Below are 22,674 nucleotides of genomic sequence, written 5' to 3'. Positions count from 1 at the left end.
CGTCAACTCCGCCCGCAAGTTCCCCCGCGCCTGCAGGTAGATCGCCTGATAAATCGTCTCGTGCGACACCCACATCTCCGGCATGTCCGGGAACTGCGCCCGCAACCGAGCACTGATCTGCTGCGGCGAACGACGTCGCCGCAGCATATCCAGCACCACCGCCCGCAACGGCCCGTCACCAGCCAACCGCGGCACCCGACCAGAGCGGTTATGCCGCAGAAACGACGCCCACTGCGCCATCAACGGCTGATACCGCTGCCCATAACGCTCGAACCGACCCACCTCCCGCGAGATCGTCGACACCGACCGCCCCAACCGCCGCGCGATCGACCCCAACGACTCACCCGCAGCCCGACCCAACCCGATCTGCTCCCGCTCCAGCGGACTCAACCTCGACGCCATAACCACCCCAACGACGATCACGAAAGGGTGTTGCAACCATCGGTTGAGCCCGCCCAGCTGACGGAAACTGTCCAAGATCTGCGCATCGCGCACCCCGCCGGCGGCGGGCCGCCGGCGGGGACGGATGACGAGCACGGGCCGCCGGGGGGTGCGGGAGCCGCTGCACGCGCGGCCCGGGCGGGTGAGCACCTGCCGAGGACGGCCCAGAGACGGCGCCCGGGCGTCGAGGTGCTGACGATGCCCGAGAGCCGAAGCGCCGGGGTCAGGGGGCCGTGTAGGTGACCGTCACCTGCTGGAAGCCCAGCGAGCGCAGCAGCCCCTCCAGCATCTTGCGGGTGTTCTCTTCGGCGCGGGCCGAGAGCCCGCTGTCCCGGGCGGCGGCGGTGATCCGTTCCTCGGCCAGCTGGTAGACCTGCTGCTGCCGGTTGGGGTCGTTGCCGACCAGGTCGCCGAGCCGGTTGAGCAGGCCGCGCTGCTCGGCGAAGACGTAGCTCTTCTCCATGTCGAGGTTGGTCTCGCCGAGCTGCGGCGCGGGCAGCTTGATCTCGACCGACTTGCCGTCGGCGGACTGCACGATCGCACCCTCACCGATCTTGGTGAAGTCGACGTACGCCTCGACGCTGCCGGCCCCGACGAACAGGGTGCGTTCGTTGAGCAGGAAGTCCGGGACGTTGCGCCGGTCGTTCTGGGTGTCGACGACGACCTGGAAGTTGCCCTCGGCGGCGACGTAGCGACTGAGATCCTGGATCGACTTCAGCAGCGGCGGCTGGCTGCGGTCGGTCTGCTCCTTGGCGAACGGGTTACGGAAATCGGGCAGGAAACCGGTCACCTGCACACCGAGCAGCACCACCACTGCCAGCGCGGCGGCGCCGAGCAGCAGGAGCAGCCCGCGGGCCGCACCACCGGACCCACCGCCTGGGCCGGCACCACCGCTCGGGGGGCCGTCGGTGCCGCCCGGCCCGTCCGGAGTCGGGTCGGGTGTCGCGGCCGAGCGCTCCTTGAGGTCGTCGCCGGTCGGGTAACCGGGGAACTCCCTCGTGGGCTCGTTGATGCCAGCGTCGCGGGCCATCACACTCACCGTCCTCGTCAGACACGTCGTCTGTCAATGACGGTACGGCCCCCGTACGACAGGCGCGCGGCGAGCGGCCGGAATGCGTAAACGGGCAGGTCAGGCGAAGGCAGAGAGCCCGGTGAGCCGCTGCCCGACGACGAGCTGGTGGATCTCGGACGTGCCCTCGTACGTCAGGACGCTCTCCAGGTTGTTCGCGTGCCGCATCACCGGGTACTCCCCGGAGACGCCGTTGGCGCCGAGGATGGTGCGGCACTGCCGGGCGATGGCCAGGGCCTCCCGCACGTTGTTCAGCTTGCCCACGCTGACCTGCTCGGGGCGCAGCCGGCCGTCGTCGGCGAGCCGGCCGAGGTGCAGCGCGAGCAGTTGACCCTTGACCAGTTCGACGGCCATGTCGGCGAGCTTGGCCTGGGTGAGCTGGAACCCGGCCAGCGGCCGACCGAACTGGGTGCGGCTGGTGGCGTACGACAGGGCGGTCTCCAGGCAGTCCCGTGCCGCGCCGAGCGAGCCCCAGACGATGCCGTACCGGGCCTCGGTCAGGCAGCTCAGCGGGGCCTTGAGCCCGACCGCCTCGGGCAGTTGGGCGTCGGCGGGGAGCCGGACGTCGTCGAGCACGATCTCGCCGGTCACCGACGCGCGCAGCGACATCTTGCGGCTGATCTCGCGGGCCGTGACGCCGGGCGTGTCCATGGGTACGGCGAAACCGCGGACGCCCTCGTCGGTGCGCGCCCAGATGACCGCCACGTCGGCGATCGGGGCGTTGGTGATCCACATCTTGGCGCCGGTGAGCATCCAGTCGTCGCCGTCGCGGCGGGCCCGGGTGGTCATGGACGCCGGGTCGGAGCCGTGGTCGGGTTCGGTGAGGCCGAAGCAGCCGATCGCCTCGCCGGTCGCCATCGCCGGCAGCCAGCGCTGCTTCTGCTCCTCGCTGCCGTAGCGCCAGATGGCGTACATGGCCAGGGAGCCCTGCACCGAGACCAGTGAGCGGAGCCCGGAGTCGCCGGCCTCCAGTTCCTGGCAGGCCAGCCCGTACGCGACGGCGGAGGCGCCGGCGCAGCCGTAGCCGCTCAGGTGCATGCCGAGCAGGCCGAGTTTGCCGAACTCCCGGGCCAGCTCGCGGGCCGGGACGCGACCCTGCTCGTACCACTCGGCGACGTGTGGGCGGACCCGTTCGTCGACGAGCTGGCGGACGACGTCGCGGATCTGCCGCTCCTCCTCGCTGAGCGACGGGTCCAGGTCGAGCAGATCGAGGGCAGTCATGCCGTCACCTTAACGAAGCCTCAGGCGGGATCGCCCGCACCCGAGAGCACCAGCACGCGGGCATGGATCTGGTTGCGCTGCTGCAGGGCGGCACGCAGGGCGCGGTGCAGCCCGTCCTCCAGGTAGAGCCCGCCGTTCCACTGGACCACGTGCGGAAACAGGTCGCCGTAGAAGGTCGAATCCTCGGCGAGGAGCTTGTCGAGCGCCAGCTCACGCTTGGTGGTGATCAACTGGTCCAGGCGCAGGGGACGGGGCGGGATCTCCGCCCACTGCTTGAGCGTGAGGTTGTGCTCCGGATAGGGACGCCCGTCCCGGACCGCTCTGAAGATCACGACGGCACGCTCCCCTCCCCGTGGCCGGGCCGACCGACGACGCCGAGCCGGGCCGCGGCGGGCACCGCGCGGCGCGGCACCGATGACCGTGCCAGCCTAGCGGCCCAGCGCACGCGACGTTCTGCTCCCTGATGTCAGTTTCGCTATCGCTCGCCCGATCCTCAACTCCGACGAACGGGACGCCGCACTCAACTCCACCGCCCGCGCCGCACCACCTCGTCCATTTCGCGCCGCCCTCGGCGCAGCGATGGTGACCGATGGTCGGGCGCGCGGTAACCGATTGTGACGGCACCGATGGGGTGGTACTCCGCCGGCACGCCGAACGCGTCCCGGTAGGCGGCGAGCCGCTGCGGCGGAATCCCGAAGAAGCACGCCCCCAGCCCCTCGTCGACGGCGGTGAGCAGCATCAGGAGCGCGGCGAAGCCGGTGTCCACGTACCAGTAGGGCACCGGCCAGCGGTCGGTCGACCGGTCCGTCCAGCCCTTGTCCGGCTCCGCGTACCGCTGCAGGTAGGCCGACTCGTTGGCGTGCGGCACCACGATGAGGGGAGCGCGGCGCATACCGGCCAGCCAGCGCTCCCGCCCGCCACCCTCCGGCGTGGTGGCGGCCCAGAACCGCTCCCGGTCGGCCGCCTCCTCCAACACCAGGAAACCCCAGCCCTGGGCGAAGCCGGCCGACGGGGCGCGCACGGCGTGGTCGAGCAGCCGATCCACCACGTCGGGCGGGACCTGACGGTCCGGGTCGTAGTTGCGCACCATCCGTCGGCGGCGGACGACCTCGGCGAACTCCATCAGGCCCCGGGACGGATGCCCCAGGCACCACGCCAGGTCGTGCCGGGCTTGAGCGTGAGCAGGTCCTTGCCCGAGCGGAACGCGTCCGGCGGGCAGGTCATCGGCTCGATCGCCACCGAACGCCGGTGCCGCTCGCCGGTCAGCGCGTCCCCGGTGAACACCTGCCACCAGCCGAACTCCGCGTCCGCCCAGATGCTCACCCCGGACGAGGAGTCCGGCGCGGCCAGGCTCACCGAGGAACCGCCGTCGGCGTCGCGGATCACCTCGCCGAAGCAGAGGTCCAGCTCCGCGCCGCCGATCCGACGCGGGCTGGTCCAGTCGTACTCGGTGCCGGCCACCGGGGTCACCCCGACCGGCAGCAGCCGACCGTCCACCAGCACACGCGTACGCGCCGGCAGCCGCATGACCAGGTCGTCCACCGCGACACCCGGCAGTTGCAGGTACGGGTGCACCGAGAAGCCGAACGGGGCCACCTCGGCGCCGATGTTGGTCACCTCGTGCTCGGCCCGAAGACCGTCCGCGCTCACACTCCACCGGCTGACCAGCCGCAGCGGCCACTCGTAGCCGGGCTGCGGCGGCAGGTCGTAGCCGAGGGTCACCGCGTCCGCGGACTGCTCCAGCAGCCGCCACGGCACCCAGTTGACCAGGCCGTGGATGGCGACGTGCCGCTCCGGCTCGGTCAGCGCGAGCTGGTGCGTCCGGTCGGCGAACGGGTAGCGACCGTCGCGGATCCGGTTCGGCCAGGGCGCGAGCACCTGCCCGGCGCAGCCGGGGCAGACCTCGTCGGTGCGGTAGCCGTCGAGCAGGTCGACGCCGTCGTGCCGGTACGTCCGCAGCCCGCCGCCCACCTCCACGATGACTGCCTCGTGGCCCGCGGCGGCGATGGTCCACTGTGCGCCGGAGAAGGGGCGCTGGTCGGGGCTTTCCATGCCGGCGACCCTAACCGGTCACGGCCGGTCGCCGCTCGACGCCGTCGTGGCCCGGTAGCGCAGCAGCGCCGGGAAGGCGACCGCGAGCACCACCACGAGCACCGCCGAGGCGAGCCCGCCGGCGACCCAGGCCACACCTCCGCCGAGCCCGGCGGCCATGGTGCCGGCCCGCAGGTCACCCAGGCGCGGACCACCGGCCACCACCACCGTGTTGACGCCCTGGAGCCGACCGCGCATCCGGTCCGGCGCGTACACCAGCAGCATGGACTGGCGCAGTACGGCGCTGACCAGGTCGGCGGCGCCGGCCACAGCGAGCAGCAGGACCATCAGCCAGAGCTGGTGGGCCAGCCCGGCCGCGGCGATCGCCAGTCCCCAGCCGACGACCGCGACCACCAGGCCGACCCCCTGCCGGCGGAGTCGACCGATCCAGCCGGAGGTCAGCCCGCCGATCATGGAGCCGATGGCGATGGCGCTGTAGAGCAGGCCGACCGAGCCGCCGCCGCCGAACCGCTCGTGGGCGATCTCCGGGAACAGCGCCCTCGGCATGGCCAGGATCATCGCGATCAGGTCCACGCCGAAGGAGAGCAGCAGCACCGGCGTGGTGGCGAGGTACCGGAATCCGTCGATCACGCTGGCCAGGCCGGCACGCCGGGCCTGGCCGTCCGCGGTCGGCTCGGGTGGGAGCGAGGGCAGCCGCAGCGCGGCCCAGAGCATGGCGGTGAACAGCACCGCGTCCAACCCGTACGCGATCGGCAGCACCACAGTGGTGTCCGGCGAGGCGGAGAGGATCAGACCGGCGGCGAGCGGGCCGGCTACCGAGGCGGCGGTGAAGGTCGTGTAGTTCAGGGTGGTGGCGGACGCGACCAGATCGTCGGGCACCAGCCGGGGCAGCATGGCGCTGCGGGCCGGCGAGGTGATCGCGAAGGCCACCGACTGCACCGCCATCAACGCCAGCAACAGCACCGGGCTGCCCACGTTCAGCAGCGCCTGGACCAGCAGACCGAGAGTGGATGCCCAGAGCAACAATGAGCCGCCGAGCAGCACCGCACGGCGGTCGCGGGCGTCGGCGACCGCGCCACCCCAGAGCCCGAAGATCAGCAGGGGTACGAAGGCAGCCACACCCAGCAGACCGACCCAGAACGAGTCCCGGGTCAGGGCGTACATCTCCACCGGCACCGCGACGGCGGTGAACTGGAAGCCGAACATCGCCACCGTGTTGCCGAGCCACAACCGGCGGTACGCCGGAACCCGCAGCGGACGGACGTCGATCGCCCAGCGGCGCGCTCCGCGCGGCCGGGCCTCCTGCACACCCGTCACGGCGCCAGCCGCTCGACGATCCAGTCGCTTCCGTCGACACGACGGAAGCGCAGGCGGTCGTGCAGCCGACCGGCCCGCCCCTGCCAGAACTCCACCGACTCCGGCCGGACGCGCAGACCACCCCAGTGCGGCGGAGGCGGGATGACCGTCGCGTCGTCGAACCGCTCGGCCACCTCCCGGTAGCGCTCTTCCAGCGCGGCCCGGTCCGGCACCACCTGCGACTGCGGGCTGGCCCAGGCGCCCACCTGCGAGCCGCGTGGCCGGCTCGCGAAGTACGACTCGGTCACCGCCTGATCGACCGGGGCGATCGACCCGGCGACCACCACCTGCCGCTGCATGGGAAACCACGGAAAGACCAGGCTGGCGTACGGGTTGGCGGACGCCTCGACGCCCTTGCGGGAGAGGTGGTTGGTGAAGAAGACGAAGCCCTCGGGGTCGTACCCCTTGAGCAGCACCGTCCGGCCGCTGGGCCGGCCGGCGGCGTCGGCGGTGCCCACCACCATCGCGTTCGGCTCGGGCAGCCCGAAGGCCACCGCGTCGGCGAACCAGCTGTCGAACTGGCGGTGCCAGTCGGCGGCCAGGTCAGCTTCGGTCAGGCCCAGGTCCGCGGCGTACTCGTTACGCATCGCGGCCGGGGCTGGTGTGTCGCCCGTCACGTCCCCACTCCTTTTCAGCGATCCGACGAGCACCCTTCCGCGCTGGCCAGTCCGCATCGCCCAGTCTCACCGAGTGGCGCGGAGAATGCGCGTCCGGGGATGTCGTGTGCAGCACAGTCGCAGCGGGTCGCATATCCGGTTACGCAGCAGGCAAGATGTTCCGAACACATCCCTGAGGGTCGCCTAAGGCGCCCGGCCGACCGGGCCGGCTCAGCTGATCAGGCGCACCGACCAGATCCAGGAGAGCGACATGGCCGATTTCAAACCCGGTCTGGAGGGCGTCGTAGCCTTCGAGACCGAGATCGCCGAACCCGACCGCGAGGGTGGCGCGCTGCGCTATCGCGGGGTCGACATCGAGGATCTGATCGGCCAGGTCTCGTTCGGCAACGTGTGGGCGCTCCTGGTCGACGGCCGGTTCGGGCCGGGCCTGCCGCCGGCGGAGCCGTTCCCGGTGCCGGTGCACTCCGGCGACATCCGGGTCGACGTGCAGTCGGCGGTCGCGATGCTGGCGCCGTACTGGGGGCTCAGCCAGCTGCTGGACATCTCCGACGAGCAGGCCCGCGAGGACCTCGCCCGGGTGTCGGTGACCGCGCTCTCGTTCGTCGCGCAGTCCGCCCGTGGTCTCGGCCTGCCGGCGGTGCCGCAGAAGGAGATCGACAAGGCGCAGACCATCGTCGAGCGGTTCATGAAGCGCTGGCGGGGCGAGCCCGACCCGCGGCACGTCAAGGCCGTCGACGCGTACTTCATCTCGGCCGCCGAGCACGGCCTGAACGCCTCCACCTTCACCGCCCGCATCGTCGCCTCCACCGGGGCGGACGCGGCGGCCTGCATCTCGTCGGGCATCGGCGCCCTCTCCGGGCCGCTGCACGGCGGCGCTCCGTCCCGCGTGCTCAGCATGCTGGAGGCCGTGGAGCGCAGCGGCGACGCGGAGGGCTACGTCAAGGGTGTCCTGGACCGCGGCGAGCGGCTGATGGGCTTCGGCCACCGCGTCTACCGCGCCGAGGACCCGCGCGCCCGTGTGCTCCGGCGCACCGCCAAGGAGCTGGGCGCACCGCGCTTCGAGATCGCCGAGGCGCTGGAGAAGGCCGCCCTCGCCGAGCTTCAGGCCCGCCGCCCGGACCGGGTGCTGGCCACCAACGTCGAGTTCTGGTCGGCAGTGGTGCTGGACTTCGCCGAGGTGCCGGCGCACATGTTCACCTCGATGTTCACCTGCGCCCGGATGGGCGGCTGGAGCGCGCACATCCTGGAGCAGAAGCGCCTGCAGCGGCTGGTCCGCCCGTCCGCCCGCTACGTCGGCCCGAACACCCGCAAGCCCAGCGACGTCGAGGGCTGGAGCGCCATCCCGCACGGCGTCTGACCGGCATCGAGGGCCCCTTCGGACGTCCCCACGTCCGGAGGGGCCCTTTCCGTACGCCGCGCCGGGCGATCGACGCCCCGGTGTGGCGAAGGACTCAGGCCGGCCCTCGGGACCCCGACTTCCCCGGCCCGGACCGGGTGCGAGGATGAGGGTCGGCAGTGTCGCCGGATCGCCGGTACGGATCCCGGCCGCCGTGCGCCCGCGTACGCGCCCGCCGCCGGTCCGCGCCGAGCCCGCCCTCGCCCATGCGGAAGGACCTTCAAGACCGTGGCTGACGCACCGATCATCCGGATTCCCGACGAGATCAAGCCCGCCGACGGACGTTTCGGCTGCGGCCCGTCCAAGGTCCGTCCGGCGGCCGTGTCCGCGCTCGCCGAGGTGGCGACCAGCTACCTGGGCACGTCGCACCGGCAGAAGACGGTCCGCGACCAGGTGGCCCGGCTGCGCTCCGGCATCGCCGAGTTCTTCTCGCTGCCCGAGGGCTACGAGGTCGTGATCGGCAACGGCGGCACCACGGCGTTCTGGGAGGTCGCCACCTTCGGCCTCGTCCGCGACCGTGCCCAGTTCGCCAGCTTCGGCGAGTTCGGCGCGAAGTTCGCCAAGTCGGTCTCCGACGCTCCGTTCCTGGGTGAGCCGACCGTCCGCAAGGCCGCTGCGGGCAGCGCGCCGGCCCTGGTCGCCGAGGCCGGCGTGGACGTGTACGCGACGCCGCACAACGAGACCTCGACCGGCGTGGCCGTGCCGATCAGCCGGGTGGCCGGTGCGGACGAGGGCTCGCTGCTCCTGGTCGACGCCACCTCGGGCGCCGGTGGCCTGGAGGTCAACGTCGGCGAGACCGACGTCTACTACTTCGCGCCGCAGAAGTGCTTCGGCTCCGACGGCGGCCTCTGGCTGGCCCTGATGTCGCCGGCCGCGCTGGACCGGGCCGCCGAGATCAAGGCGTCGGGGCGCTACATCCCGGCCTTCCTGGACCTGGTGACCGCGATCGACAACTCGCGGCTGGAGCAGACGTACAACACCCCGGCGCTGGCCACCATCTTCCTCGCGGCCGAGCAGACCGACTGGATGAACGCGCAGGGCGGTCTGTCCTGGGCAGCCAAGCGCACGGCGGAGAGCGCCGCCACGGTGTACGGCTGGGCGGAGCGGTCCACGGTGGCCACCCCGTTCGTCACCGACCCGGCGCTGCGGTCCAACGTGGTCGCGACAATCGACTTCGCCGACGGGGTGGACGCCACCGCGATCGCCAAGGCGCTGCGCGCCAACGGCATCGTCGACACCGAGCCGTACCGCAAGCTCGGCCGCAACCAGTTGCGGGTGGCCCTGTTCCCGGCCGTCGAGCCGGCCGATGTCGAGGCGCTGACCGCGTCGATCGACTACGTCGTCGAGCGCCTCTGAGCATCGTCACGGTGGGTGTCCGTCGGGGCCTCGATGGACACCCACCGTGATCATCGCCGCAGCTCAGTCGCGACATGCGGGGTGTCGCTTCCCCCACCCCGAGACAGATGCGCGTACGGTGGTCCGAGACGCCTGGGTGGCCGACTCGTGGCGTGCGGCCAGCGAAGCGGGACGGAGGCAACGCTATGCGCCCAGTACGCTTCGTCGCCCTCTCCGAGGACGGCCATGCTCTTGTGCTCGCCGACGAGGTCGGGCGCCTGCTCGCCCTTCCGATCGACGAGCGGATCGCCGGCGCGTTGCACGCGGAGCCCGGCGCTCCGCCGCTCGCGGTGGCGCCCACGGCCGCCGACCCGATTCCCTCGCTGTCCCCTCGCGACATCCAGGCCCGCATCCGTTCCGGTGAGTCCGCCGAGGACGTCGCCCGGATCGCCGGGGTGCCCGTCGACCGGGTCCTGCGTTACGCCGGCCCGGTGCTTCAGGAGCGGGCGATGCTCGCCCAGCACGCCCGTCGCACCCGGCTCAAGGGCGCGGAGAAGCCGACCCCCCTCGCCGAGGTGGTCAACGGCCGGCTGAGCCAGCACGGCATCGACACCGAGAAGATCTCCTGGGACGCGTACCGGCGTGAGGACGGCACCTGGCGGATCATCGCCACCTGGCCGTCCGGCAAGGCCACCGCGCAGGCCATCTGGGATCTCGACAAGACCCGGCAGGCGGTCACGCCGCACGACGACATGGCGCAGTACCTGTGCGCCGAGCGACCCACGCCGATCCTCGGCCAGGAGCCGGCGCCGGAGCGGGGTGGGCACGGCCTGCCCGGCCCGTCGCGTGGTGAGCCGAGTCGTGGTGGGCACGGGTTGCCGGCCGCGTCCGAGCACCCGCGTCCGGGTCGGGACCCGATCCGGGCCGGTCGGGACGCCCTGCTCGCCTCGCTGGACCGTCCCCTCGGCGCGTCGTCGGGGCGTGGGCTGGAACCGCGTACCCCGGCTGCTCTGGCCGGGTCGGACGCGCCCCGGCAGCGGCCGGTCGGCGGCGGTGCCGCCGCGCTGCTCGGTGGTGGCCAGGGCTCGGCCTTCGACGACGATTCGGACGCGCCCAAGGAGGTCCCGGCCGTTCCGTCGCTGGCGGTGCTGCGGCCCCGCCGGACCGGCACGGCCGCGGCGGCGGCCGGTGGCGAGTCCACCGACGCCAGCGGCAAGCCGCGCAAGCGCCTGCCGAGCTGGGACGACGTGCTCTTCGGCAGCGGCCCGGCCGCCCGCGAGTCCTCCTGACGCTCGACGTCGGAGGGCGGCGGACGGCCCCGCCGACTCACGGTGGTCCGCTCCCGAGATCGTCGATGTCGCGGTGTCCCGTGCGGTTGACGCCCCGACATCGGCGATCCGGAGTGGATCGTCACAGCGCCCAGGCGGCCAGACGCTCGTAGCGCGGCTCCGGCCCCTGGTGACTGCGGACCAGCACCAGTTCGTCGGCCGACCACTGGGGTCCCTGATAGTCGTCCAGGGCAGCCCGATCGGCGTCGACGGCTGCCGGCTCGACCCGGTCGCCGGGCCGGGCCACGGTCAGGTGCGGGCGGAACGGCTTGTCGTCGTACGCCAGCCCGGCGCGGCGCAGCCGATCCCGGATCAGTCGGGCCAGATCGTGCAGCGCCTCGACGTCGCCGCGAGCATCCACCCAGAGCACTGTGTGCCGGCCGTCGCCGAACACCCCGCCGCCGCCGAGACTCAGCCGGGGCGGGGCGTCCCGGCCGTCGCGGAACCACAGCGCGGCGAGCCCGAGCGCGCCCTGCACCTCGACCAGCCGGGCGGCCTCGACGTCACCGAGGAAGGCCAGGGTGAGGTGCAGGTTCACCGGGTCGGCGAGCCGGACCCGGACGCCCGCGGCGGCCGCCGCCGCGACGCACAGACGGGCCACCCGTGCGCCGAGGTGGGTGACCGCCTCCATGGGCGGGTAGACCGCGACGAAGAGCCGCACCGACCGGCCGGTCAGCGGTGCCGTTGCCGGTGCCCGGCCCGGGCCGCCGGCAGGGTCAGACCGGCGGCGTGCAGGACGCCCTCCACCCGTACCCGTTCGATCTCCTGGTCGACGCCGGACAACTCGGTGAGGTGCTCGGTGATCCCGAGGGCGCGGCAGGCCAGCCGGAGCCGGTCGTCGTACGCCTGGACGACAGCGCCGTGCCAGACCATCGACCGGCCGGTGCCGCCGAGCCGCTGCCCGCCGAGGCGACGCAGGTCGGCGGCGAGCTGTTCCAACGGGCGACGGTCGGTGCGGTCGAACTCGCTGAGGTCGATGTCGCGGGTCAGCGCGTCGGCTTCGATGGCCCGGTCTAGGCGGGCGATGGTGCGGCGCTCCCGCCGGCTCTCGCGCCACTCGGACCAGCCGCAGACGACCCGGTCGATGATCTCGTCGGCGCAGAAGAGCAGGGCGAACGCCGCCGGGAGGCTGGCCACGGCGAGGAACGCCAGGGCAAGCATCAGCGCGCGTTCGACTCCCACATATCGACGCTAAGCCCCGTCGTGCCACCTCGCCAGCGATTTGGCTGCATCCGCGCTATCCGCCGATCGGGACTTCCCCAGGTTTGCCGAGCGTGCACGAAGGGCCCCGTTCCGACCGGAAGGGGCCCTTCAGGTAGCTCAGCAGTCGGCGGAGGTCACGTAGAAGCGGGGCATGGGCAGCACCCGGAAGCGCAGTCGCGCACCGGAGCGGCGCAGTTGCCAGGTGAGCGCGATCAGCGCGGTGGCCAGCGAGACCAGCCCGCCCATCCAGATGCTCGCCCCGGCGCCGAAGCGCTCGGCGATCCAGCCGATGAGCGGTGCGCCGACCGGGTTGGTGCCCAGGAACACCAGCACCCACAGGGCCATCACCCGTCCCCGGAAGGCGGCGTCCACCCCGAGCTGCACGCGCTGGTTGGCGGCCTGGGCGAAGAAGACCATGAAGAAGCCGGTGGGCACGAGCAGGGCCACGACCAGCCAGTACGTCCCCGCGAAGCCGACCAGGGTGCCGAAGCTGGCGCATGCGACCGCGGCGCCGAGCACCAGCCACACCGAGGGCCGACTGCGTCGGCCGGTGCCGCTGAGAGCCCCGCCGAGCGCGCCGACCGCCAGCGCCGTGCTGAACAGGCCGAACGAGGCGGCACCGGTGTGGAAGACCGTCTTGGCAAGCGCGGCGAGGGTGAGCTGGAAGTTGAACAGCGACATGCCGATCACCGACATGACCGCCATCGGCAACAGCAGGTCCGGGCGGCGCCACACGTACCGCAGCCCGTCGACGACCTTCGCGGACGCCCGCTCGTCGCGCGGTGGGAGCGCGTCGCGGTGCAGTTCGCTCGTCCGCATCCGGACCACGTTGACCAGCGGCGCGACCGAGCTGAGCGCGGTGAAGAGGAACACCGGGCCCACGTCGAAGGCGGCGATCGCCAGGCCGGCGACCGCCGGGCCGACGATCCGCGCCGAGTTGAACACGGCGGCGTTCAGCGACAACGCGTTGGGCAGCAGCGGCGTGCCGACCAGTTCGGAGACGAACGCCTGACGGACCGGGGTCTCCACGGCGTTGGCGGTGCCGAGCAGCGCGGCGAACGCGAAGACGTGCCAGAGCTGCACCAGGTCGGTGAGGACCAGCACGGACATACCGAGCGCCAGCACCGTCCAGAAGGCGTTGGCGGCGAACAGCAGCACCCGCTTGTCGTAGCGGTCGGCGAGCCGGCCGGAGAACAGGGTGAGCAGCAGCACCGGGGTGAACTGACACGCGGTCACCACGCCGAGCGCGGTCGCCGAGTTGTCGGAGAGGTCGAGGACGAGCCAGTCCTGGGCGATGAACATCATCCAGACACCGATCAGTTTGATCAGTTGTCCGGTTGCGAAGAGCCGGTAGTTGCGGACCTGTAGGGACTGGAACATCGTGCTCAGCTTGGCCTGCACTCTTGGTGCGCCTCCTCGGACGTACGCGTCATCGACAGGTGACGGCACGGCCGGAGTGGCGCGCGCGGGCTCAGGCGCGAGCGAGCTGCTGGAGAATCTCGGCGGCCCTGTGCAGGGTCTCCCGTTGGTCCTCGTCGAGCGCGGCCAGCCGGTGGGCCAGCCATTCGTCGCGGGCCCGCTCGAACTGGTCGAGCACGGCCTGCCCTCCTTCGGTCGCCGCGAGGATGACCTGCCGACCGTCGGTCGGATGGGGGGTCCGCCGCACGAGGCCGCGGTCCTCCAACTTCGCGACGATCTTGGTCATCGTCGGTGGCTGCACCCGTTCGACCTCGGCCAGTTCCCGGGGCGTCATCGCGCCCGCCAGCCGCAGGCTGGTGAGCGCGGAGACCTGGGTGACCGTGAGGTCGCCGACCGGCCGGGCCCGTCGGACCCGCCGGTTGAGTCGGGTGATCGCATCTCGCAACTGGGGAGCCAGCTGCGCCGGTGGCACGCGTTCCGCCGTCACCGTCCGCTCCATCACGTTAGTTAGCTTAACTAATGAGCCTGGCTAACGACATCCGTTATGACCAGGCTCACGAGGATGTTTGTGCTGCTCCGGGCGGGGAATCACGATCGACCCCCCGCCCGGACGGCCTCAGAGCACCAGCGACTCGATGGGCCCGCGCAGGAAGTACAGCACGAAGAGCACGGCCACCCCGTACAGCAGCGGGTGGATCTCCCGGGCCTTACCCCGCGCCAGCTTGACCACCACGAAGGTGATCAGACCGGCGCCGATCCCGTTGGAGATCGAGTAGGTGAACGGCATCAGCACGATGGTGAGGAACGCCGGAATGGCGATCTCGTAGTCGGACCAGTCGATCGTCCGCACCGCGGTCATCATCAGGAAACCGACCACCACCAGGGCCGTCGACGCCGCCTCGAACGGCACGATCACCACCAGCGGCGCCAGGAACATCGCCAGCAGGAAGAGAACGCCGGTGACCAGGCTGGCCACGCCGGTCCGGGCACCCTCCCCGACACCTGCGGCACTCTCGATGTACGACGTGTTGCTGGAGGTGCTGGCCGCACCACCGGCCGCCGCCGCGATCGAGTCGACAAGCAGGATCTCCTTGGCCTTCGGCGGGGTGCCCCGCTCGTCGAGCAGGCCACCCTCCTGACCGACCGCCACCATCGTGCCCATGGTGTCGAAGAAGTCCGTGATCAACAGGGTGAAGACGAACATCAGCACGACCACCCAGCCGGCCCGGCCCCACGAGTCGAGCACGTTGAACTTGCCGAGCAGCGACAGGTCCGGCACGTCCACCACCGTCTTGGGCAGCTCCGGCACGTTCAGCGCCCAGCCCTTCGGGTTGGGCTTCCCGTCGACGAACGACGGGCCGATGTTGGCGATCGCCTCGACGATGACGGCAAGCACCGTGGAGGTCAGGATCCCGATCAGGATCGCGCCCTTGACCCGACGCACCACCAGCACCAACGTGAGCAGCAGGCCCACCACGAAGACCAGCAGCGGCCAGCTCACCAGCTTGCCGCCGATGCCCAGGCCGACCGGCACTGTGGTGTTCGCGACGTCCGGGATCCGCCGGACGAAGCCGGCGTCCACCAGGCCGATGATGGTCAGGAAAAGGCCGATACCGACGCCGATCGCCGTCTTCATCTGCGTGGGCACCGCGTGGAACACCGCGGTACGCAGACCGGTGAGCACCAGCACCGCGATGATCACACCCTCGATCACCACCAGGCCCATCGCGTCGGCCCAGGTCATCTCGGGGGCGATCTCGTACGCCACCAGGGCGTTCACGCCCAGGCCCGCCGCGAGCGCCAGCGGGAACCGGCCGACCACACCCATCAGGATGGTCATCAGGCCGGCGACCAGCGCGGTCGCCGCCGCCAGCGCCGGAATCGGGAGGGACTTGCCGTCACCGTCGACGGCACCGCCCAGGATCAAAGGATTGAGCACCACGATGTACGCCATCGTGAAGAAGGTCGCCAGGCCACCGCGTACCTCACGGCTCAACGTCGAGCCGCGGGCGGAGATCTCGAAGAACCGGTCGAAGCCGTTACGCGGGTGAGCGGGGTCGGGAGGTGTGCCGTTCTCGGGCGGCAATACTGCCATCAGGTCCTCGCAGGTGATCTTCCGGTTGTCGCGCGCATCGTCCCAGATCACCGACGGGCAGGGGAAGCGGATCGCGTACGCTTGCCCGATGCCGAACGACCAGCCACCGCGCCCCGCGCCGCTGGACCCACCGATGGTGCCGTTCGCCGTCGCCGGGCTGATCGCATGGGCGGTCGTCGGGCTGGTGCTGCTGGTCTTCTTCCGGGGCTGGCTGACCGAGCACCACCACGAGAACTGGCTCTGGACCTGCCTGGCCGGTTTCCTGTGGGGATTCCCCGGCCTCGCCGTCATGCTGCGTCACGACGCCAACCGACGCCGCCGCCGCGCGAACTGAGCGCACCGGGCTACGCCGGCGCGAACGCTCAGGGGTGCCCGTACGGCTCCGCCGGCTCGGCCGACTCCACCGAGCCCGGCCCACGGCTGACCGACATGGCCTCGACCGCGCTGTCGTCGTACACCGTCGGGAGATCCTCCACGGCGGTCTCGGCGGCCTCGATCAGCGTCTCGGAGTGGGCGCCGCAACCATGGTCGGCGCTGACCACCCGGCCGTCGTCCGGGGCGTAGAAGTTGCCGCACGCCCCGAACGCCTGGCGCATCGCACCCGCCAGCGGCAGGTAGAAGCCACAGGTGCCGCAGCGGGCGGCGGCCGGAGCGGCGGTGGAGATGGCCGCCGAAGGGCCGTGATCGCCGTCGTACCAGCGCTGCGCCGCGTCGGCACGGCCCTCCCGGGAGAGGACCCGCGCCCGGCCGAGACCCAACTCCCAGGCCGTCTCCTCGACCGCGGGATCGTCGGAGAGCAGATAGCCGGGGACCAGCCGCTCGTCCTCCGGAGACGTCGGCAGCAGGTCACCAGGGCCGAGGTCACCCGGCTTGAGCCGCTCCTGCCAGGGCAGCCAGCCGGGCGCGAGCAGCGCATCCGGGCCGGGCAGCAGCACCGTCTCGCAGATGGTCACCGTCCGGCTGCGCGCCACACGGGTGACGGTGACCGCCCAGCGCCAGCCGCGGTAGCCGGCGAGACGGCATTCGAAGTAGTGGGTGACCAGCCGTTCACCCTCGGCCACGACCTGCAGGTGGTCGCCGACGTCGTCGGCGTCCACCTCGGTGATGCCAGCGCGGGCCACCTCGACGGCGGCGGCGCAGACCTGGTCGAGACGGGCGGCACGGGTGGAGGCGGGCCTGGTCACCCGACCATTGTTCCCCATGCTCCCCGCAGGGGTGACAGGGACTCCCGGGGAACCTTTCACCGCAGTGGTGCGGCGTACCTGGATCAGATGGGCGAGGATGGTGCACATGCCGCCGTACTCCCGCTCCGGGCGATCCGTCCTCGGGCGGACCGTCGGCACCGGCATCCGGGCCGTCCGACTGCTCCTGCGTGGTTCGGTGGGCAGCGGCCGCTGGGTGACCCGCCGGGCCGGTCGGGCCCGGACGCGGGGCGCCGGCGGCGAGGTCGGCATGATCCGCCTGTTCGATCTGCACGCCGTCTCGTGCGCGGGCGACACGCTAATCGCCATCGGTCTGGCCGGGACGATCTTCTTCAACGTGCCGCTCGGCGAGGCCCGCAGCAAGGTCGCGCTCTACCTGCTCGTGACCATGGTGCCGTTCGCGATGCTCGCCCCCGTGGTGGGCCCGCTGCTGGACCACTTCCGGCACGGCCGGCGGTACGCGCTGGCCGCGACCATGCTCGGCCGGGCGTTCCTGGCCTGGCTGATCTCCGACTACATCCACGGCTTCGGGCTCTATCCGGCCGCGTTCGGTGTGCTCGCGCTGTCGCGTGCGTACGGCGTGGCCCGGTCCGCGGCGGTGCCCCGGCTGCTGCCGGAAGGGCTGGGCCTCTCCCAGGTCGGAGCACGGGCCAGCGTCTACGGCACGGTGGCGGGGGCGCTGGTGGCCCCGATCGGGTTGGCGGCCTTCTGGTTCGGGCCGCAGTGGCCGCTGCGCGTCGCATCGGTGATCTTCCTGATCGGCATGGTGATCTCCCTGCGGCTGCCGCCAAAGGCGGACTCGGAGCCACCGGAGCGGGTCCCCCGCGCGCTGCGCGCGCTGAGCCGCCGCGGAGACCGGCCGCTGGGCCGGGGCCGACCCGCCGGTCGGCTGGTGATCGCCACCCTGATCGGCGCCGCGACGCTGCGCGCGGTGTACGGCTTCCTGCTGCTGTTCCTCGCCTTCGCCATCAAGAAGGGCGACCTGACCACCGACGTGTTCGGCCGGGATCTGGGCGCGGAGTGGGCGCTGGGCCTGGTGGGCGGCGCGCTGGCCGTCGGCAGCTTCCTGGCGACCGCCGTCGGCACCCGGTTGCGCATCCACCGCCCGACCGCCATCCAGTCCAGCAGCATGATCATCGTGGCGGGGGTGGCGGTGCTCGCCGTCATCCAGTTCTCGCTGCTGATGGTGGCCCTGCTCTGTCTGGTGACCGCGCTGGTCAGTGGGGTGGCCAAACTCGCCGTGGACGCCTCGATCCAGGAGCGCATCCCGGAGCGGCTGCGGGCCAGTTCCTTCGCCCACTCCGAGACGGTCCTGATGCTCGCCTTCGTCGTCGGTGGTGGGCTCGGGCTGGTCCCGTTCGACGGCCGCACCGGCATCGCTGTCGCCGCCGGCGTGGGCATCCTGGCCGCCGTCCGGGGGGTGCTGGTCGCCGCTCGGCTACGCGCCGAGAAGCTCGCCGGCCGGCCGCTGGCTGACGACGAGCTGGCCGAGGACGAGCCGGTGACCGAGCCCGCGGATGTCGCCCCCACCTCGCCGGCTCCCACCCAGGCCCACTCGCCGCAGCACGACGAGCCGGGGCTGGCGCCACCGGGCTACCACATCTACCGCCCCTCCTCGTCCGTCGGCGGCCCGGGCGGCGGAGCGGACGACGAGACCCGCCGGGAGTCCCCCGGCTCACTCTCGTGACCGGCCTGCTGGTGGTGACGGCGGTGCCGGCCGAGGCGGACGCCGTACGGGCCGGGCTGACCGACCCCAGCGTCACCGTCGCCCCGGTCGGGGTGGGCCCGGCGGTCGCGGGTGCCGCCACCGCACGGCTGCTGGCCCTGGCCGAGGCGGCCGGTCGCCCGTACCGCGCGGTGGTCAGCGCCGGCGTGGCCGGCGGCTTCACCGGGCGGGCCTCGGTCGGCGACACGGTGCTCGGCACCGCCAGCGTCGCCGCCGACCTGGGCGCCGAGTCACCCGACGGCTTCATCGGAATCGACGAGCTGGGCATGCCGCCCGCGCTCCTCGGCGGAGGCAGCGTGGTGCCCGCGGACCCGGGCCTGCTCGCGGCACTCCGGGCGGCCCTGCCGTCGGCTACGGCCGGCCCGGTGCTCACCGTCAGCACGGTCACCGGCACCGCCGCCAGCACCGATGAGCTGCGCCGTCGGCATCCGGAGGCGGTCGCGGAGGCCATGGAGGGGTACGGGGTCGCGGTCGCCGCCGCGCAGGCCGGGGTGCCCTTCGTCGAGCTGCGCACCATCTCCAACCCCATCGGCCCCCGCGACCGCGACGCCTGGCGGCTGCGCGAGGCCCTCACCGCGCTGACGACGGCAGCTCCGGCGCTGCGCTGACCGAGTGCACTCCGCACACCTCGAGCATCAGCGCCGACGGTCTGGTCGCCTGCAGCTCGAACCCACAGGCGAGAAGGAACTCGCGGTCGACGAACAACTCGGCGACCGCGTGCGCGGCGCGAATGCCGGCCCGTGTCATCTCCTCCGCCAACAGCTCGACAAGCCGCCGCCCGATGCCAAGCAACCGCAGGCCCGGGGCAACGACCACACCTTCCAGCACCAGCTCACGCCGGTCGTCCAGATCCTCGCCCAGGAGCAGATCGACGCTCCGCTCATGGGCCCGCAGCTCACCGACCGGCCCGCCGCCGGGCACCTCGGCGAGGAACCGCCAGGACGTGGACGGCAGCCCGTCGGACGCGCGCCGGAAGACCACCCGCGCACGCGCCTCCGACCGCCACCGCCGCAAGTCCCGCCGCTTCCGGTCCAGGTCGTACGTCAACTCCGGAACCCGCACCGGCCACAACTTCTCCGGGAGCGTGTACGAGTGCGCCCACCAGGCGCCCGGCCAGTCCCTGAGGGTGCGGACCCGCCGGACGTCGAGGTGGGCCGGGTACCGACGGTCAGCCTCGTCCCGTGGCTCGTCGGCCGGCAGACCCAGCAGCCCGCCGCCCGCGGTGGAGGGCTCGTCGCCGGGCAGACGGAGCGCGAGCTCGCCCCCCGCGGCCGCGACCAGCCGCGCCACCGTTCGAAAGGCTGGCCCGCCACCCTGACCGGCCTCGATCCGCGCCAGCGTGCTCTTCGGGACGCCGGCCCGCTCAGCCAACTCCCGCTGGCTCAGATCGGCACGCCGACGAAGATCACGAAGCGCAGCGCCCACATCGATCGCATCCCCTCCGACTGCCACCCACCCATGGTTTTCTGCCCGGCGAACGCCGTCAACAGGCCTCCTTCCGCCTGTGGATAACCATGTGGACAACGTCACCTCTGCTGTGGGTATCCCCTCGGTCGGGCTGCTGCCGAATCCATCAGGCCCTGCCGAGTCGGTCGGGGCCCTGCCGAGCCGGTCGGGCCCCGCCGAGCCGGTCGGGCCCCGCCGAGCCGGTCGGGCCCCGCCGAGCCGGTCGGGCCCCGCCGAGTCCGTCGGGGCCCTGCCGAGCGGGTCGGGCCCTGCCGAGCCAAGCGCCTGGATGCCGTGGGTGCCCTCGTGGATCGGGTCGGTCGGGCCCTGTCGAGTCCGTCGGGCCCTGTCGAGCTGCCCCATGAATGGGGCGGGACGAGCCACCAAGATCGCCCCTCGGCGCCCGCTCACCGCCCGCGCCACCGCCGCCACCGCTCGCCGCAGGCGGTCACCTCGCCCCATGTGTGGGGCAGCTCGACAGGGCGCGACGTGACCTCACCCACCTCGACCGAAGGCCGGCCGAGCACCCCGCCTGAGCTGAACGGAAGCACCCCGCCCAGCCCGACGGGGACACTGCCGGCGCCCGCCGGGAGGCCGAGAGGCCAGGACGCCGGAAGACCAGGACGCCGGGAGGCCAGGACGCCGGAAAGCCAGGACGCCGGGAGGCCGAGAGCCCGAGGCCAAGAGCCCGAGAGGCCGGAAGGCCGCCTCCGGGCCGGGCCGGGCCCGGGCGGCCGGGCCCGGGCGGGGCGGGCCCGGGCGGGGCGGGCCCGGGCGGGGCGGGCCGGGCGGGGCGGGGGGCAGGGCCGGGGCGGGCCCGGGCGGGGCGGGCCGTCGTGGATCACAGTGGGCGGGGTGCGCGCGGGCTGCTGGCCGGGGGCGGGGCTAACGTGAGGGCGTGGCGCTCTCCCTTGCGATCTCGCCCTGCCCCAACGACACGTTCGTCTTCGACGCCCTGGTGCACGGGCGGGTGCCCGGTGCGCCGCCGGTCGAGGTGACGTACGCCGACGTGGACGTCACCAACACGGCGGCCGAGCGGGGCGCGTTCGACCTGGTGAAGGTCAGCTACGCGGCGCTGCCCTGGCTGCTCGACGACTACCACCTGCTGCCCTGCGGGGGCGCGCTCGGTCGCGGGTGTGGGCCGCTGGTTCTCACCAGGGGTGACCGCGCCGACCTGACCGGTGCCACGGTGGCGGTGCCCGGTGATCGGACGACGGCGTACCTGCTGTTCCGGCTCTGGTCAGCCGGGCAGGCACCGGCTCGGATCGAGGTGGTGCCGTTCCACGAGATCATGCCGGGCGTCGCGGCCGGTCGCTACGACGCTGGGCTGGTCATCCACGAGGCGCGGTTCACCTACCACCGGCACGGCCTGACCGCGCTCGTCGACCTCGGCGAATGGTGGGAGGCCGACACCGGGCTGCCCATCCCTCTCGGCGCGATCCTGACCCGGCGCGGCGCCGTGGACCCGGTGGAAGCGGCCGGATGGATTCGCGAGTCCGTCCGGCAGGCCTGGGCGGATCCGGCGGCCAGCCGGGAGTACGTGCTCGCGCACGCCCAGGAGATGGAACTCGACGTGGTGGACCGGCACATCGGCCTCTACGTCAACGAGTTCACTGCCGACCTGGGCGAGGCCGGCTTCGCCGCGGTGACGGCGCTCCTCGACCGCGCCGCCACCGCCGGCCTGGTGCCTCAGACCTCCAGCTCGCGCGCCACCGCGTGGACCAGCTGAGCGATCTTCTGCGCCGTCTTCTTGTCCGGGTAACGGCCCCGGCGCAGGTCCGGCTGGACCTTCGCCTCCAGCACCTTGATCATGTCCTCGACGAGACCATGCAGCTCCTCGGCCGGCCGACGTCGCAGCTCCGCCATCGACGGCGGCGCGTCCAGCAGCTTTACGCCCATGGCCTGCGCGCCCCGGCGGCTGTCCACCACGCTGAAGTCGACCCGCTGACCACCCTTGAGGTCGGTGACGCCCGCCGGCAGAGCACCCTTGGGCAGAAACACGTCGCCGCCCTCGTCACTGGTGACGAAGCCGTATCCCTTGGCCGTGTCGTACCACTTCACTCGACCCGTAGGCACCTGAAAACCCCTGCTTCACTTGAGCCGCTACTGCTCCCAGGCTAGCTGGATCATGCCGTCGAGCGCCGCTGGGAATCCGGTGAGATCGTCCAGCACCACGCTCGCCCCCGCCGCACGCAGCTCATCCGGGGAGCACGGCCCGGTCGCGACAGCGATTCCCGGCACCCCCGCCACACCCGCCGCCACCATGTCCGCCACGTGGTCACCGACGTAGTGGGTCGCGCCGTGCTCGCTCAGCGCGGTCGCCTTCTGCTCGGCGAACAGGTCACCGGCCAGCTCGTCCACCACGAGGCCGAGGTGGTCCAGGTGCAACCGGGCCAGTCGGCCGATCTTGGACGTGACGACGAGCACCCTTCCGCCCCGGGCACGGATCGCGTCGATCGCCTCCCGCGCCCCGGGCAGCGGCACCGTCGGCGTGATGGCGTACGCCGGATACAGCTCCCGGTACACCAGCACGGCCGACTCGACCTGCTCCGGCGGGAACCAGTGCGCGATCTCGGTGCGCAGCGGCGGGCCGAGCCGGGACACGGCCAGGTCAGCGTCCACCGGTACGCCCGTCCTGGCAGTCAGCGCGCGATAGGCCGCGGCGATGCCGGGCCGGGAGTCAACCAGGGTCATGTCGAGATCGAATCCGACGGTCAGCGCGCGCATGTCGAGAAACCTACCGGGCGACCGCCTACCGGCCGGACGTC

General features: G+C 72.4%; 24 protein-coding genes. 7 read left to right on the top strand and 17 right to left on the bottom strand.

The features are described 5' to 3' along the window. From ACLQ27_RS15790 to pdxH, 8 genes are all read right to left on the bottom strand, one after another. Positions 1-537, bottom strand: a 537-nt coding sequence (locus ACLQ27_RS15790; protein WP_425867314.1) for a transposase, incomplete at its 3' end; no start/stop codon positions are given. Positions 538-664: 127 nt separating this feature from the next. Next, positions 665-1,471 carry a DUF4230 domain-containing protein gene (locus ACLQ27_RS15785; protein ID WP_425867312.1) on the bottom strand — a complete coding sequence of 269 codons (807 nt, stop codon included), beginning with the start codon at positions 1,469-1,471 and terminating at the stop codon, positions 665-667. A 99-nt stretch (positions 1,472-1,570) separates the two neighbouring features. Next, positions 1,571-2,731, bottom strand: coding sequence for an acyl-CoA dehydrogenase family protein (locus ACLQ27_RS15780; protein ID WP_357491001.1), 1,161 nt, complete (start codon positions 2,729-2,731; stop codon positions 1,571-1,573). 20 nt (positions 2,732-2,751) lie between these two features. Continuing rightward, positions 2,752-3,063: a type II toxin-antitoxin system VapB family antitoxin gene (locus ACLQ27_RS15775; protein ID WP_234589042.1), complete on the bottom strand. Its 312-nt coding sequence runs from the start codon at positions 3,061-3,063 to the stop codon at positions 2,752-2,754. A gap of 188 nt (positions 3,064-3,251) precedes the next feature. Continuing rightward, positions 3,252-3,854 (bottom strand): nitroreductase family protein, encoded by a 603-nt coding sequence (locus tag ACLQ27_RS15770; protein ID WP_357491004.1) that lies wholly within the window; start codon positions 3,852-3,854, stop codon positions 3,252-3,254. Continuing rightward, positions 3,854-4,783 (bottom strand): aldose 1-epimerase family protein, encoded by a 930-nt coding sequence (locus ACLQ27_RS15765; RefSeq protein WP_357491006.1) that lies wholly within the window; start codon positions 4,781-4,783, stop codon positions 3,854-3,856. Before ACLQ27_RS15765 ends, ACLQ27_RS15770 begins: the two co-directional genes overlap by 1 nt. A gap of 18 nt (positions 4,784-4,801) precedes the next feature. Next, positions 4,802-6,100 carry an MFS transporter gene (locus tag ACLQ27_RS15760; RefSeq protein ID WP_234589036.1) on the bottom strand — a complete coding sequence of 433 codons (1,299 nt, stop codon included), beginning with the start codon at positions 6,098-6,100 and terminating at the stop codon, positions 4,802-4,804. Then, on the bottom strand, positions 6,097-6,813 hold the full coding sequence (gene pdxH / locus ACLQ27_RS15755) for a pyridoxamine 5'-phosphate oxidase (RefSeq protein WP_425867308.1): 717 nt from the start codon (positions 6,811-6,813) through the stop codon (positions 6,097-6,099). The genes ACLQ27_RS15760 and pdxH overlap by 4 nt, the downstream gene beginning before the upstream one ends. Before the next feature lie 193 nt (positions 6,814-7,006). Here pdxH and ACLQ27_RS15750 point away from each other — a divergent pair, with 193 nt between their 5' ends. From ACLQ27_RS15750 to sepH, 3 genes are all read left to right on the top strand, one after another. Then, positions 7,007-8,113 (top strand): citrate synthase 2, encoded by a 1,107-nt coding sequence (locus tag ACLQ27_RS15750; RefSeq protein WP_234589034.1) that lies wholly within the window; start codon positions 7,007-7,009, stop codon positions 8,111-8,113. A gap of 267 nt (positions 8,114-8,380) precedes the next feature. Then, the gene (gene serC / locus ACLQ27_RS15745; RefSeq protein WP_357573498.1) at positions 8,381-9,508 is read left to right on the top strand and encodes a phosphoserine transaminase; all 1,128 of its coding nucleotides are present in this window, start codon (positions 8,381-8,383) and stop codon (positions 9,506-9,508) included. A 185-nt stretch (positions 9,509-9,693) separates the two neighbouring features. Beyond that, a complete protein-coding gene (gene sepH / locus ACLQ27_RS15740; protein WP_234589032.1) occupies positions 9,694-10,776 on the top strand; it encodes a septation protein SepH in 1,083 nt (360 codons plus the stop codon). 121 nt (positions 10,777-10,897) lie between these two features. Here sepH and thpR read toward each other — a convergent pair whose 3' ends face one another. The 5 genes from thpR to ACLQ27_RS15715 form a co-directional block, all read right to left on the bottom strand. Beyond that, positions 10,898-11,476, bottom strand: a complete 579-nt coding sequence (gene thpR, locus ACLQ27_RS15735; RefSeq protein ID WP_425867306.1) for an RNA 2',3'-cyclic phosphodiesterase — start codon at positions 11,474-11,476, stop codon at positions 10,898-10,900. Between the two features lie 11 nt (positions 11,477-11,487). Then, complete coding sequence (locus tag ACLQ27_RS15730; protein WP_234589030.1) at positions 11,488-11,997, bottom strand: hypothetical protein; 510 nt, start codon at positions 11,995-11,997, stop codon at positions 11,488-11,490. 138 nt (positions 11,998-12,135) lie between these two features. Continuing rightward, on the bottom strand, positions 12,136-13,419 hold the full coding sequence (locus ACLQ27_RS15725; protein ID WP_357491015.1) for an MFS transporter: 1,284 nt from the start codon (positions 13,417-13,419) through the stop codon (positions 12,136-12,138). Between the two features lie 70 nt (positions 13,420-13,489). After that, on the bottom strand, positions 13,490-13,939 hold the full coding sequence (locus ACLQ27_RS15720; RefSeq protein WP_357491017.1) for a MarR family winged helix-turn-helix transcriptional regulator: 450 nt from the start codon (positions 13,937-13,939) through the stop codon (positions 13,490-13,492). Between the two features lie 114 nt (positions 13,940-14,053). Then, on the bottom strand, positions 14,054-15,532 hold the full coding sequence (locus ACLQ27_RS15715) for an NCS2 family permease (protein WP_425867353.1): 1,479 nt from the start codon (positions 15,530-15,532) through the stop codon (positions 14,054-14,056). Between the two features lie 88 nt (positions 15,533-15,620). Here ACLQ27_RS15715 and ACLQ27_RS15710 point away from each other — a divergent pair, with 88 nt between their 5' ends. Next, positions 15,621-15,866, top strand: a complete 246-nt coding sequence (locus tag ACLQ27_RS15710; RefSeq protein WP_234589025.1) for a DUF2530 domain-containing protein — start codon at positions 15,621-15,623, stop codon at positions 15,864-15,866. A 28-nt stretch (positions 15,867-15,894) separates the two neighbouring features. Here ACLQ27_RS15710 and ACLQ27_RS15705 read toward each other — a convergent pair whose 3' ends face one another. Continuing rightward, positions 15,895-16,824, bottom strand: coding sequence for a DUF3027 domain-containing protein (locus ACLQ27_RS15705; protein WP_425867303.1), 930 nt, complete (start codon positions 16,822-16,824; stop codon positions 15,895-15,897). Here ACLQ27_RS15705 and ACLQ27_RS15700 point away from each other — a divergent pair. Together ACLQ27_RS15700 and ACLQ27_RS15695 are read left to right on the top strand one after the other, a co-directional pair. Further along, a complete protein-coding gene (locus ACLQ27_RS15700; protein WP_425867301.1) occupies positions 16,823-18,421 on the top strand; it encodes an MFS transporter in 1,599 nt (532 codons plus the stop codon). The two genes, ACLQ27_RS15705 and ACLQ27_RS15700, sit on opposite strands and share 2 nt — an antisense overlap. After that, the gene (locus tag ACLQ27_RS15695) at positions 18,418-19,068 is read left to right on the top strand and encodes a futalosine hydrolase (RefSeq protein WP_234589019.1); all 651 of its coding nucleotides are present in this window, start codon (positions 18,418-18,420) and stop codon (positions 19,066-19,068) included. Before ACLQ27_RS15700 ends, ACLQ27_RS15695 begins: the two co-directional genes overlap by 4 nt. On the opposite strand, the gene ACLQ27_RS15690 is transcribed toward ACLQ27_RS15695, so the two are convergent. After that, positions 19,031-19,831 carry a GNAT family N-acetyltransferase gene (locus tag ACLQ27_RS15690; RefSeq protein ID WP_425867299.1) on the bottom strand — a complete coding sequence of 267 codons (801 nt, stop codon included), beginning with the start codon at positions 19,829-19,831 and terminating at the stop codon, positions 19,031-19,033. The genes ACLQ27_RS15695 and ACLQ27_RS15690 overlap by 38 nt on opposite strands. 973 nt (positions 19,832-20,804) lie before the next feature. Between ACLQ27_RS15690 and ACLQ27_RS15685 the strand changes: the two genes are divergently transcribed. Further along, on the top strand, positions 20,805-21,635 hold the full coding sequence (locus ACLQ27_RS15685) for a 1,4-dihydroxy-6-naphthoate synthase (RefSeq protein ID WP_357491028.1): 831 nt from the start codon (positions 20,805-20,807) through the stop codon (positions 21,633-21,635). Here ACLQ27_RS15685 and ACLQ27_RS15680 read toward each other — a convergent pair. Together ACLQ27_RS15680 and ACLQ27_RS15675 are read right to left on the bottom strand one after the other, a co-directional pair. Then, entirely contained in the window at positions 21,596-21,982 is a 387-nt protein-coding gene (locus ACLQ27_RS15680; RefSeq protein ID WP_088986676.1) for a cold-shock protein, read from the bottom strand. The two genes, ACLQ27_RS15685 and ACLQ27_RS15680, sit on opposite strands and share 40 nt — an antisense overlap. A 27-nt stretch (positions 21,983-22,009) precedes the next feature. Further along, complete coding sequence (locus ACLQ27_RS15675) at positions 22,010-22,633, bottom strand: HAD family hydrolase (protein ID WP_357491030.1); 624 nt, start codon at positions 22,631-22,633, stop codon at positions 22,010-22,012. Positions 22,634-22,674 lie beyond the last annotated feature (41 nt).

Origin of the sequence: Micromonospora sp. DT63, assembly GCF_049841615.1 — a bacterium.
GTDB lineage: Bacteria > Actinomycetota > Actinomycetes > Mycobacteriales > Micromonosporaceae > Micromonospora.
Note: the sequence above shows the minus strand (reverse complement) of the source record. Positions and strands in the feature narration are given on the sequence as shown.